Source organism: Clostridium aromativorans, from assembly GCF_020908015.1.
In the GTDB taxonomy this organism is placed as follows: Bacteria; Bacillota; Clostridia; order Clostridiales; family Clostridiaceae; genus Clostridium_B; species Clostridium_B aromativorans.
Genome location: NZ_JAJJPB010000024.1, coordinates 18,877 through 32,258 on the forward strand (window position 1 = coordinate 18,877; position 13,382 = coordinate 32,258).

Here is a 13,382-nt window from a genome sequence, read left to right on the forward strand (position 1 = left end):
GAATTATCCTCCTAAACAAATTTGTTTACAATTTCAACTGTCTTTTTCCAATCATCTTTTAATTGTAATAACCTTTCTTTTCCTTTTCTATTTATCTTGAAGTATTTTCGTTTACCACCATTAGATTTGTTTCCAAAATAGGAATCAATAAACTCCTGCTTTTCAAGACGTTTTAAGGACAGGTACATAGTTGCCTCTAAAATTTCGAATGTACCGCTTGTTGTTCCTTTGATTATCCTAGAAATCTCATAACCATAATTGTCTCCTTTTTCCAAAACACTTAATATAAGTATATCAATGGTACCTTTCAACATTTCTTTATTCAAAATATCACTTCCTTATAGCTGTCTCATGGTAATTTCTTTTTTTAGAATTACTAAATAATATTAAGTATTTAAGGGTATTATATCATTAGTACTTAACACTGTAAAGTAATAATTTTAAAAAAGTTAGCATGAAATCTTTCCATAACTCTGATAAAGTCCATATCAACACATCTTTTAAGGAAAATAAAAAAACTTTTATAGAAATAAAAATCATATTTTACAATTAGGAGACAATTAAAGGATGAATTTAACACATACATAGTTCATAATAGAAATTGTAGTAAATATTACATGCATGGAGTAAATTACTATTTAAAAAATCATTATAATTAAATACACATTTTATACTTAAAAATATAAGAAAGGACGGTAAAAAATGAATAAAAAAAGATTGCTGACTGCAACTCTAGCTTCGGTATTGATAGCAGCAAGTACAGCAGTAATTGCTTTTGCCAGCCAATATTCTGCCAGTTCTACTAAAAATGTTGTAAAGTTGGCAGGCGATAAAGAGAATTCAACTTCAAAGGCTGCTGCTTCAAAGACTGTAACTTTAAACACTGATACTGGAGAAATTATTTTGACAGATACAGATCAAGCTGAACTTACCGATGAATTGAAAAAGATGGAAAATGGAACTATAAGGAGTAAGCCAGAAGCTGTCCAAGATCTAAAAAATTTAATCAATGATATTAAAAGTGGTAAAATTAAATTATTAGATATAAGTGATGAGCAGGCTGTTAAAACTGCCAAAAATGCAATAAAATATTACACTGGACTGGATGTAGAAGAAGTGATTCGCAGGGATGGCTTAAGACCATATATCACCAGATACAATAGTCCCTATGCCTGGGGGCCGGATATATTAGTGTCTTTTGATGGTGAGGGCAACACCAAAGATAATATTTCTGCTTCAATATCAGCTGTTGATGGAAAAGTCTACAATGTTACAGCAATAATTGGCCGTTATCCAAAAGTCAATATTGATAATGATAAAGTTAATGAAGCTGCTGCTTCGTTTCTAAAGGATAAAGGTTTTGGTGATAATTTTAAAAGTATAGCTGTTGATAATGAAAAAACTTCAGCAGGTATTGTGGGAGCAAAAGCATTATATGAGGATGGAACTGAAATATTGATGGAGTTTAATGCATCAGATAATTCTGTTGTTAACTTTACTCACTACAATTTAAAGACAATGAAGTTCGCTAAGTAATTATTAAAAGCTATAATAGACAAAATAACTTTATATATAAACAGAATTCGGGCATCAGATGGGGCTTTTTTATATTCTATCTGATGCTTGAAAATTGTTATCCAGGGTTTGGGAGGGTTTTAGATGACAAAAATATTGATTGTAGAAGATGAAGTCCCAATATCAAATCTCATTAAACTAAATTTGACATTGGCAAATTATGAATGTAAACAATGTTATGATGGACAGGAGGCTTTAAATATATTGAAAAATGAAAGCTTTGATTTAATACTTCTAGATGTAATGCTTCCTAAAATTGATGGTTTTACGCTTTATAAAAAAATAAAACCATTGGGATTACCGGCGATTTTTTTAACTGCAAGAACTTCTGTTGGTGATAGGGTAAGCGGACTCAAAATGGGGGCGGACGACTACATAATAAAGCCCTTTGAAGGTGTTGAACTAATTGCAAGAATTGAAAATGTATTAAGACATTATAATAAAAATTATAAAATACTCAAATGCAGGAATTTAGAAATAAATTTAGAAGAAAGGACAGTAAAAGAAAATGGAAAATTGATAGATCTCACATTAAAGGAATTTGAACTTTTAGCATTTTTAATGCAAAACAAAAATAAAGTTCTTACAAGAGAACGCCTGATAGAAAAGGTATGGGGATATGATTATATTGGAGAAACCAGAACTATAGACAACCATATTCAAAAATTAAGAAAAAAATTGGCCATGAGAGATAGCATAAAAACCGTATTTGGCTTGGGATATAGAATGGAGGAATAGATGAAGCTCTGGGAAAAAATATTCATAAGTACTTTACTTGTTTTTCAGGTATTCTTTATTTCTTCAAGTATTTTTTTGATTAATAGAAGTTTTAATTCGAATTTGGATAATGAAATCAATTCTGGAATAAGTGAACAAAACAGGCTTTGCATTTCACTGGCAGCGGATGTGTATTTAGCTAAAATGCATCAATATCCGGACAATATCCAGAAAAAGTTTAGTAAAGAGGATACAGACTCCATTGTAAGCACTTATATAAGCTATTTTAAAGAAGGAAAAATATTTATAAATGTAACAAACAAAAATGGAAATGAAATCATTACTAATTTTAAAGTAAATGAAGGCAAAACAAAAGAGCAATTACACGCTCCCTTAAATAAAGTTTCTTATGTAATAAAAGATGTGAAGGGTAAATCCTATTTATTTATAGACAAAAAAATTAATTTGAATGACAATGATTATAACATTTCTTATATAAAGGAAATATCTTATATATATGAAAATGAAAAATTCATGTTTAACCTTTTAATGAAGTTAAATGTGTTCTTATGTATAACTCTAGCAGCAGTCATGATAGTATTAAGTAAAATTATTACAAGACCTATAAATGGATTAATAAAATCCACCAGAAAAATATCTGAAGGAAATTTTAGTGAACGGGTGGAAATAGATACGGATGATGAAATTGGCCTGCTGGCCGAAAATTTTAACAATATGGCTGATGTCATAGAAGATAAAATAAAAGCTTTAAAAAATGTGTCACAGGATAAGCAGAGGTTTATTGATAATTTGGCACATGAACTGAGAACTCCACTGACTTCCATTATAGGCTATGCAGATTTTTTACGAACTAACAAGTGTAATGAAGAAACTTCCATACAATCTTTAAATTACATATACAGTGAAGGTAAAAGACTGGAGAGCTTATCTTCTAAATTGATGGATTTAATAATTCTTAAAAAAGAAAATTTGGATATAAAAAAGGTAAATGTAAAAGAACTTTTATATGAAATAAATAGTCGATTAACTCCCAAATTAAAAGAAAGGACTATAAATCTAAAAATCACTTCAAAAGATTTTTATATGTCAATTGATAAAGAGCTTATGATAATACTAATAAGCAATCTTGTTGACAATTCAATAAAGGCTTCTAAAAGTGGTGATGAGATTCATTTAAAGGCATATATGAATGAAGACCCTATTATTGAAGTTGAGGATATGGGGGTTGGAATTTCTAAAGCTGATATGGAAAAGATATTTGAGCCCTTTTATATGGTTGATAAATCAAGGGATAGGCGTAATAATGGAGCTGGTTTAGGACTTGCATTGTGTTCAAAAATCGCTGAAATTCACGATGCCAAAATTCATGTGGAAAGTGAGCTGGGTAAAGGCACTAGAATAAAGCTTCATTTTGTGAACAACTGTGACTTATCAGGCGTAAAATCCGGTCATAATATTATCTAATGTGTATTCAAATCAGCTTTTCAGGAATAAATCCGGAGGAAATCCTATTTATCAATATATAATCAAATACCAGCAGAATACCGCCTCCTATAAGCATTACAAGGTTATTGAGCAAAAGTACGCCTGTCATTTGACCAACTAATAAAAGGATTACTGGAATGAGAAGAAAGCCGCTTACCTGCTGTGCTTCCTGGAAGGTTTCCGATTTTGCAGATACCATCACAGTAAATGTCAGCGATAGTAAATTAACTGCAGGTGAAATCCAAAATATGATTATAAGCCATTTTATATCGGGGAAAATAAGTTTTCCAAAATAGATGAAACCACCGATATCAAATATAATACCAAAGATTATAAATGAAATAAAGGTAATTATATAAGATGGTACAAAGACACCTAAAATCTTGGCTCTGAGCAGCTGTTCCATGGATATCGGCGTATAAAGCAGGGACTCCATGGTCTTGTGTTCCTTTTCTCCCACAAAACTGCTGGCTCCGATAACTCCTGAACACATTATGGGAATTATAAGAAAATATGACGGAAACATAAAATTTAACGATACTTTTATTAAAAGCTGGGCAGGAGCATATGCACTATATTCTGAAGGCAGCTTTTTCAAGAGAGGAGCCATCTTTGCAAAGGTACTTGAATCACTTCCAATAAAATTCGCACCTACAAGTACTGCCAGAGGTATAATTACAATGAGGACAATAGGCACAATAGCCATGGGAACAATAACCCGTTTTGAACTTATTGTTTCATTTACATCTTTATATATCAATGCTTTTTCACTTTTATTCATCATTCTTTCAGTCACCTCAAATTTATATATTTAAAGTACAGCTGCTCCAGGGACCATTTCTGCTGTACTGCCTCATAGATTTCTCCACCGTCTGTCAGTATGCTTTGTATTAGAGCATTCACCTCTTTGTCTCCTGAAATAGATTTGCTGTATGTGTCATTGCCATCATGAATAAATCCAAATTTACTCGAAATATTTTTTCCTCTTATCTTCAACTGAAGAGCTGCATTTTTCCTTGAGGCAAGCTCATCAAAGGTACCCAATCCAAGGACATATCCATTATTTATAAAGCCGTATAGCGTACAAATATCCTCAGCATATTTTAACTGATGTGTGCAGAGAAATATTGTAACCTGGTTTTCCTCAGCAAGTTCTTTTATAAGCCTTGTAACATTCAGTGCATTTTCCGGGTCCAAACCGGAAGTAGGTTCGTCAAGAAATAAAATCTGAGGATTGTGAACTAATGCTACAGCCAGTGAAACCCTCTTTCTCATTCCCGTACTGAAAGATTTCACCTTCTTGTCTCTTACATCCCACAGCTCCAATCTTTTTAATATAAAGTCCACCCGTTCATCAAGCAGTTTTTCTTCCATCTCATGCATTTTTCCAAAGAACATCAGATTCTGTCTGGCAGTAAGATTTTCATAACAGGAAGCGCTTTCTGTCATAACTCCACACAATCTATGAATCTCGATATTATTTTTCCCTACAGGTATCCCCAGAATTTCAGCATGTCCTGATGTGGCTGAAAGAACCCCGTTTAGGATTCTAACTGTGGTGGTTTTCCCCGAGCCATTGGGACCGAGAAAGCCGAATATCTCACCTTTTGGTATGCTCAGACTTACACTGCTTAAAGCATTGACCTTTCCATCATAGGATTTTTCAAGATTTTCTATATTTATGGCATCCATCTGTCCCACCTAATTTCCCTTTCAATTTTTCAACAAGCAAATTGTACCGTTCATCTCCTTTTAAAGGTGAAAATGCAGGATTTTCAGCAACTGTATCAACAAAATTTTTCTTGATTGTCATATCATCTATGGGAGTATTTGTTCCGATACAATTATTATCCTCAAACCATTCAGCTACCTGGTTAAAATATTCATTCCCTTTAAATCTAATTGGAAATTTAATTCTGCAGACAGTATCCACATAGCGCTCTAAAGCATCCATTGCCTTTTCTTTTTTCTGTTTCATCAGATATCCCTGTGCAGCAGTGATATGAATTCCAAAGACATCATTTGTCAAAATATCTTTAAGTTGAAAAGAATCAATAATCTGGAGGCCCTGGGAATAGATCTTATCAAATAGAACTGGCTCTTCCACGTTCAGAAAAAGATAATTGTTTAAAAGTGTCAGTGTGCTTATTACATTATTGTAAAGCAGTATTTGATTCACGATTTTTGCTTGGTCAGTTTTTCCCTGCATCCTATATGCATTGATCAATATGGAATCATCCCCGCTGTAGGGAGCTAATTCATTATCCAGCAGGCGAATGACTTCTTCACTGTTTCCCAGTACCATCTCTGCCAATGCTTCCTTGGTATTTGCATCTTTTATTTCAGAAATATTCTCCGACTCCTCTTTTATTCTCTTGCTCAGCAATATACACTGCTGAAAAATTTGTTTTTTCACCACTTCTGTTTTTGCCAGAATGGAATAATTCAATAATAATTGAATCATGGAAAGCAAAAATGGGAAACAGGAATAATACTTTTTTATCAATTTCCTGCACTGCTCTATGACTTCATCAAAGGGATTCACGGCAAATTCATGTGAAAGACTATTATATATTTTTTTAATGTCTTGCTTTGTAAGCTGCGGAGAATATCCCAGTAATTCATCCACTGAAATGTTGAAATAGGCTGCAAGCTCTGGAAGGAGCAAAATATCAGGGTAGCACAATCCGGATTCCCATTTGGAAACAGATGCTTTGGAAACTCCAATATAATCTGCCAGCTGTTCCTGTGTTATTCCTCTCTTTTTTCTCATATGAACAATACATTTACCTATATTCAACACTTTCATATCTATCACCTCTAATAATATTTTATATGTTAATCTGTTCCCCGTAAATGGATTTGTAGTTGATTTTAGTAGAAAAAATCAACCTGGAGGAAACCTGAAAACAGGTGCTATATCTCATCCAAAAGAAGATGAGATAAAAGAACAGGGATATAATCTGTCCCTGCCCGTTTTACGGCTGATTTAACCTATTTTTAATAACTGGTTTTATATAAAGTATAAATACAATTAAAAGTATAACTAATTGTATTGCATTTAAAACAAACAAAGAATTATTAGTTAACATCTTCTCTAAAAAAAGTACTCTGCAAAAATCTATAACGAAAAAAATTACTAAAAATAATAATTTTATATTTTCTTTATTTCCATACCACCAACATAAAAACAAAAAAAGTATAATACCCTTTATTATAATATTCATGTGAATATCTCCTCTCACATTAGATTGTACTTTTAATGTAATCCATAAAGTCATCTCTGCCATTGAAATATGAGGAAGACTTCAATTTAATATTAACATCTGGATAAATTGAATCCAGATTTTTATCACTTGTTTTAAAATAATTACTTGAATACTGTATATCAACATTTACATTTGACAAATGGAGCATTTTTACTTCTCCAAAATGATTTGGCTTTCCCCCTGTTGGTTCTCCAACAAGAATTGCATTAGTATTATTTTTCAAGTCCATAGCATTTAATATAGCAGATGAAAATGTTTTTCTACCTATGATCACAAATAGATGTCCTTTACTATTTATATTGCTTCTCTTTTTAAGTTCATCCAGAAAAGTATTGAAAATCTTAGAATTTCCTCCTCCATTGTCTCTTAGATCTACAACAAGTATACTTGCTTTTTTATTATCAATAATTTTAAATGTATCTTCCGTAAACTTTGAAAATAAATAACCTTTCATATTCTGGCAGCTATTGTATTTAACATAAGCTATCTTACTGTCTTCAATATACTTGAACCAATAATTTTTATCCATTTTTTGTTTTGTAAAAGGACTTTTTGAAACATATTTTGAATCATTTGATAAAAACTTTATATTTTCATAGTCAGATCCTTTCAAAGGCCCTACCTTTACATTATTATTTTGATCTCCTGAAAAATTCACGACCACGTTATTTCCTTCAGTTATTCCTGAAATTTTAAGAACTTCATTAGATCTTATTAAATTACAAAATTGATTTTTTAAGATGGCATTATTATCTCTGGATATAAAAGAATCAATTTTGGAATGCAGCTGTTCTATTGAATATCCATTTATTCCAGTCAATTTTTTCCCCCATAAATCCTCATACTTAAGAGGTGCATCCACTACATAAATACCATCTTCAAATTGAAAAAACTTTATGGGATAAGCTGAATCACCATATATATCAACAGCTGTATGACTATCATTTATGGAACTTACTATTTTTGCAAGCTGTCCTTTCATTTGCATATCATTATATTTTCCAACTCTGCCTATAAGTAAATCCATATCCCTGTCAAATTCGGTTTTACTCTTTGAAAAAAATAAATTTTTATGTTTTTTGGGTAATTCTCTTTTTACAAACTGCAAATCCGCCCTCCATTTTTCACTTCTATCTGCTGATTTTAATACAGGTGAGCTTGTACTTCTATTAAATAAATGATATATAAAAATACCAGCTGTAATTATTATTATCAGTATTATTATTAATACAATGATCATTTTTCTTTTTTTAAATTTCATAATTTACCTCTTTTCACCTAGAATTTTAATAAGTGCTGCTATTGTTGATAATCTTACAAAAATAAAAAGAACATACTTACAATTTGGCGAACCATATTTGAAATCTGATGGCAGGTATGATTACTACTACATAGAAGAATAAAAATTATTTAAAAAATCTATAAGGTTATTTTTTGACACATACCATTTACTTGATAGTACATTATTTTTATTATCATAAGATATAACATGTATTTTATCAGAGAATAAAATTAAGGTTTGATAAGCTATTTTAGAAAATGGTTTATTTACTATTTTTATTGAATATATATTACCATCTAAATCATCCTTTGAATTTATTTCTTTTAAATTTAAAGAATCTAAAAATTTAAAAATAGTGTTTTTATCAGTACCATTTACAGATTTTATTTTACCCAATTTGTATATGTAAATGGTATCTATATTCTCTTTTAAAAAATTCTTATTTATATTTACATACATTAAATATAATAAAATACAAAATATTATACTAAATAATAAAATTAAATTATATTTTTTTTTTCATATATACACCACACCTATTTACAAAACTTAAAATACAATTCTTAAGATTTTCTTGCATACCAGCTTAAAATTTGCATTAAACAGACCGCTGTATACCAGGTCATTGTAGTATTTCCAAAAAAATAAAATGTACTTCCTGAAGACTATGCTTGTTTATAACATTCATAAGCAGGATACATTAGAATTAATGTATTATCATCCTCAGATGTTATCCATCCATTTATGACTGCAGCATGATTCCCTATATTAGAAGTTTACCTCATATATACAGATTTATTATATATATTATAACAACATAGGTAAATACTTTCAATTTATTTACGTTTTATGTATTGTAGAAAGTCACATAATAATACTAAATACTTGAATATGCATAAAATTTATAGCTAGAGGTGTACATGCAAAATTTAATTATTTTTTCTTTATTAGAAGAATCAGTATTGATTACACCTATGGCTTATTATATTTTCCATAAAAAATATAATAAGCCATGAGAAAATAGTCTAGCATATATTTATTTACGTCATAATCTTACAATTCATACTTCCTAAAGAGGAACAATCCAATTGCAGTAGACAAAGACAGGATTACAAGCGAATTTATGATAATGCTCATTGCTAGGCCGGCGGAAACCGATGTTCCGGAAACAATGAGCGACATACCGTAAATGGAGTGTCGAATACACCATTCCGCAGCTTTTGCGGCTATATCGGAAAAACTGATTAAGTTTCTTATGGCCGATACCAGTGTTTCGCTTAATAACACATAGCCAAGGCAAACAAGTATTTATGCCGTACTGTTTTTAATCAGCATGGCAAGCAAACAGATTACCGATCCCAATGCGGCATAAATAAAAATTTGGAAACATCCTGTAAAATTGTATTTCCGCTGTATTTTTTTTGAATATGTTCTCCCTTTAAAATATAGTGGCTCATATTATTTTCCTCCAATCAATAGGGTTTGGGTTCAATTCTAAAACCTATAAAGCAATAGAGAACAAGAGCCAGAAGGGCCATGAACAAGATAGTTATTAAAATGCCTTTCAATAATGATTTTATCATTCCTTTCTTCCACCTCTTTGATAATTTTTTTACCGCATCCGCATCCTTCAAATTCTGTTCTGCATTGTTAGCAAATAATGATGCATCCTCCATTGCCTTCAGCTCTGCTTTGCAGCTATCACAATGGGCAAGGTGCTCTTCAACCACCCTTTTACTGTCGTTACTGCAAACGCCATCGTGATACAATGGCAGTAAATCTTTAATTATTTCACAAGATACTTTCATCTCATCGCCTCCTGTAATTGTTTTTTTGACCTGTAAAAAATCAATCTTGCCCAGCTGTCGGTTTTCCTGAATAACTCACCAATTTGCATAAATGGAAGTTCTCCGAATACCCGTAAAGTAAAGACCTCTTTGTATGGTTCATTCAGATTATGGATCAGAACGTGTAATTGCCTTGCTGCATCTTTATCAAGATAATCTCTTTCCAGATCCCATGTTGTATATGGAAAATCCCCATCTATTTCCAGAGCCATCCGCTTTCGTTTTTTGGAAAGCGAGAAGTAAGTGTTTTTAGCAATCTGACAAAGCCATACGTATAATTTGCAGCTTCCATTGAACTTATCTATATGCTGCATGGCTTTGAAAAAAGTTTCCTGTGTAACTTCTTCAGCAATATCCTCATTACGACACAGAGCCAGCACGTATTTATATACACCGGAAAAGTTTTCTGCATATATTTCTCCAAAGTCTGCCATTTCACACCTCCCATGTATAAGACTCAGCTCCTGTAAAAGCGTTTCAAAGTTTTTAATTTTTTTCTATTTCAATACCAGCTAATTTCATTAAATATATGGCATTTCTCGTATCTGAAATTCCTTCCTTCAATTTATAGTCAAAATAAATTTTGTTGTTCCTGTAATACTCGGAAAAATGATAATTTCTGATTTTTGATTTTCTATAATTGGCCATTTCACCTAGTTCTAAGTCATGAGTAGATATAAATCCCAAATTACCGATTTTACTCAATTGTTTTACTAAAATCATTGCTCCGGTATGCCTGTCTCTCGAATTGGTTCCTTTAAAAATTTCATCTAATAAAAATAATATCTTTTTTCCTTTTTTTGAAGCTTCAACAATATTCTTAATCCTCAATATCTCCGCATAAAAAGAAGATATATTTTGTCCCAGGTTATCATTTACTCTCATACAGCTGTAAATATCCATAATAGTACAGAAAAATTCCTGGGCACATACAGGAGCTCCGGAATATGCCAACACAATATTAATTCCTACAGTTCTCAAAAATGTGCTCTTTCCAGACATATTAGACCCCGTTACAAGCATAACCGAATAAGTTTCTCCTATATTCAAATCATTACATATGCGTTTTTTTTCTTCCAGAAGAGGATATCCCATATTCTTTGCTGTAATTCTCGATGATCCAGTTACAATCCCTGGCATACACCAATGTGGATTATCGTATTTAATAACTGCAAGACTGCATAAGGCCTCTAATTCCCCTATTACATCAATCCACTTCCGGAAGCTGTCTCCCGACTTTATTTTCCATTTTTCAACAGAAATATTCCAGTAATATTCTGTCATGAGTATTGGATTCAAAATGGAATACAATATATTACGTCTATTGGCTATAGACCCGCATATTTTAGAAAAAGCCTCTATTTGCACGTATGCACTTGCTCCATCATTACTGTAAAGCTTTTTACATAAGTTCACAATATACTTTGATTTAAATTCATGCTTCTCTATAAGTCCAAGCATACTTTTATACACTTTTATGTCAGAATTATATTTTTCGGCAATAATTAAGTTTTTAATCCTGTCTTTTTTATTTATTTTTAGAATAATACACTGAATTAAAATTAAGCTGACAGAAACATAAGAAGGAACCAAATAAAACATTTTTGGCACAGTTTTGTAAATATCAAATAAAGCAGCTAAAATAAAATAGACTATTTTAACCACCAACGTCAAAGTAGCTGCGGCTGTTACAGCTGAAAGAATTCTCAGAGCCCAAATCAGCTGTTTTTTTAATATGAAATTTTTTCTCTCTTTTAACCATGAAAAAAGTTCCTTTGAATTTTGTTTATTATTTGGAATCATTTTTCCTTCTGCTTCAAATTGCTGTCTAAAATAGATTTTATGTGCAAGCTCTACAACTGTGGACTGTCTGTCATATATATTTTGTTTATACTGAGGCTTTTCTGTCAGCAATTTTTTTAACTTCTGCCTTCCAATACAAGTGTGGGCTGTATTTATCAATTGAAATAGAGAACCTTTGCCAAAAATATCGAGATCATATGAATAATTATGATTCTTATCTATAAAATCCCCGCCAATATCCTCAAAATTCCTCCATTCTCCATTTAATCGTTTTATTGAAGCTTGATTTACTTTAACCAGTGCAGCCGAGTGCATTATTTTAGTTTTCATATTTGTCTGTAAATAAGCTAGATAAAACAGCAAGCTGAGCATAATTAAAACTGTAAAATTAAATATAAAAGATTCTCTTAATATATACATTTCTATTAAAGCTATAAATCCTATTATAAAAATAAGAAGTCTTAAATTACTTATACCAGCCATATATTTTTGCTGCCTTTTAATTAATAAATTGTACCTGTGTTTTCTTTTTTTATATTCTTCCAGTGCCGATAGCATTTTTAAATCCTCCCAATTTAAATCATATTTCATCTGCTTTTTTAAAGGGCTATAAAAACTTTTTTATCTAAATTCTTGAATATATTATAGTACTACCATTAGTTACTTTCATTTCAACTGTTTCCCTTAAATGGATTTACAGTTGATTTTATAATTAAAACCTTTTTAAATTGAGCAAATTCGCATATTGATATATTATTACAATTAGGTTATAATAAAACGTGTATTAAACATGTTTGAAAGTGAGGTATCAAATTGAACAATCCAAATAGTACAAAAGAGCTATTGATAAAAACGGTAGTAGAATTATTGCAGGAGTGTAGCGATATTTCAGAAATAACCTCGAGAAAAATAACAAAAAGAGCCAATGTGAATTTATCAACAATAAATTACTATTTTAATTCCAAAGATGAATTGGTAAACATTGCTGTAAATAAATTAATAGGAGACACTGCAGATATATATTTTCAAAATATGACAAGCAGCAGCAGTTCACCAAAAGATAAGCTTAAAAATTTCTTGATTAGTATTAGTGATATGGTCGTCAATTATAAAAAATATACAAAACAGATAATTCCCTATATCTTATTAAAGGAGAAATTCATTCAAACTATGGAAATACTGCCCTTAATCAGAGATTGTTTTGAAGAAAGCAAAAGTGATAAAGAGTGCAAAGTTATTTCATATCAATTGATTTCATTTATGCAGCTGGTATTCTACAGAGCGGATGAATTTAAATCCTTCAGTAAAATTGACATCATGAATAAAAAGGAAAGAGATGAACTCATTGATATGGAACTGAATTTATTGATCAAATAAAAGTTG

12 protein-coding genes are annotated in these 13,382 nt (G+C 31.0%); 4 read left to right on the plus strand and 8 right to left on the minus strand.

The features are described 5' to 3' along the window. Nucleotides 1-11: 11 nt before the first annotated feature. Nucleotides 12-326, minus strand: a complete 315-nt coding sequence (locus LN736_RS14900) for a PadR family transcriptional regulator (protein ID WP_229981861.1) — start codon at nt 324-326, stop codon at nt 12-14. Nucleotides 327-702: 376 nt separating this feature from the next. Between LN736_RS14900 and LN736_RS14905 the strand changes: the two genes are divergently transcribed. The 3 genes from LN736_RS14905 (at nt 703) to LN736_RS14915 (ending at nt 3,777) form a co-directional block, all read left to right on the plus strand. Further along, the gene (locus LN736_RS14905; protein ID WP_229981862.1) at nt 703-1,536 is read left to right on the plus strand and encodes a hypothetical protein; all 834 of its coding nucleotides are present in this window, start codon (nt 703-705) and stop codon (nt 1,534-1,536) included. 123 nt (nt 1,537-1,659) lie between these two features. Then, nucleotides 1,660-2,313 (plus strand): response regulator transcription factor, encoded by a 654-nt coding sequence (locus tag LN736_RS14910; protein ID WP_229981863.1) that lies wholly within the window; start codon nt 1,660-1,662, stop codon nt 2,311-2,313. Continuing rightward, nucleotides 2,314-3,777: a sensor histidine kinase gene (locus tag LN736_RS14915; RefSeq protein WP_229981864.1), complete on the plus strand. Its 1,464-nt coding sequence runs from the start codon at nt 2,314-2,316 to the stop codon at nt 3,775-3,777. 7 nt (nt 3,778-3,784) lie between these two features. On the opposite strand, the gene LN736_RS14920 is transcribed toward LN736_RS14915, so the two are convergent. From LN736_RS14920 to LN736_RS14950, 7 genes are all read right to left on the minus strand, one after another. After that, nucleotides 3,785-4,579 carry an ABC transporter permease subunit gene (locus LN736_RS14920; protein WP_229981891.1) on the minus strand — a complete coding sequence of 265 codons (795 nt, stop codon included), beginning with the start codon at nt 4,577-4,579 and terminating at the stop codon, nt 3,785-3,787. Between the two features lie 11 nt (nt 4,580-4,590). After that, the gene (locus tag LN736_RS14925; protein ID WP_229981865.1) at nt 4,591-5,490 is read right to left on the minus strand and encodes an ABC transporter ATP-binding protein; all 900 of its coding nucleotides are present in this window, start codon (nt 5,488-5,490) and stop codon (nt 4,591-4,593) included. After that, nucleotides 5,462-6,607, minus strand: coding sequence for a helix-turn-helix domain-containing protein (locus LN736_RS14930; protein WP_229981866.1), 1,146 nt, complete (start codon nt 6,605-6,607; stop codon nt 5,462-5,464). Before LN736_RS14930 ends, LN736_RS14925 begins: the two co-directional genes overlap by 29 nt. 437 nt (nt 6,608-7,044) lie before the next feature. Beyond that, nucleotides 7,045-8,328 (minus strand): S41 family peptidase, encoded by a 1,284-nt coding sequence (locus tag LN736_RS14935; RefSeq protein WP_229981867.1) that lies wholly within the window; start codon nt 8,326-8,328, stop codon nt 7,045-7,047. Between the two features lie 1,493 nt (nt 8,329-9,821). Further along, nucleotides 9,822-10,157, minus strand: a complete 336-nt coding sequence (locus LN736_RS14940) for a zf-HC2 domain-containing protein (RefSeq protein ID WP_229981868.1) — start codon at nt 10,155-10,157, stop codon at nt 9,822-9,824. After that, nucleotides 10,154-10,630 (minus strand): RNA polymerase sigma factor, encoded by a 477-nt coding sequence (locus tag LN736_RS14945; RefSeq protein WP_229981869.1) that lies wholly within the window; start codon nt 10,628-10,630, stop codon nt 10,154-10,156. The genes LN736_RS14940 and LN736_RS14945 overlap by 4 nt, the downstream gene beginning before the upstream one ends. A gap of 52 nt (nt 10,631-10,682) precedes the next feature. Next, nucleotides 10,683-12,557, minus strand: a complete 1,875-nt coding sequence (locus LN736_RS14950; RefSeq protein ID WP_229981870.1) for a MutS-related protein — start codon at nt 12,555-12,557, stop codon at nt 10,683-10,685. A 255-nt stretch (nt 12,558-12,812) separates the two neighbouring features. On the opposite strand from LN736_RS14950, the gene LN736_RS14955 reads away from it, so the two are divergent. Next, nucleotides 12,813-13,376 (plus strand): TetR/AcrR family transcriptional regulator, encoded by a 564-nt coding sequence (locus LN736_RS14955; RefSeq protein WP_229981871.1) that lies wholly within the window; start codon nt 12,813-12,815, stop codon nt 13,374-13,376. The last annotated feature ends 6 nt before the right edge of the window (nt 13,377-13,382 follow it).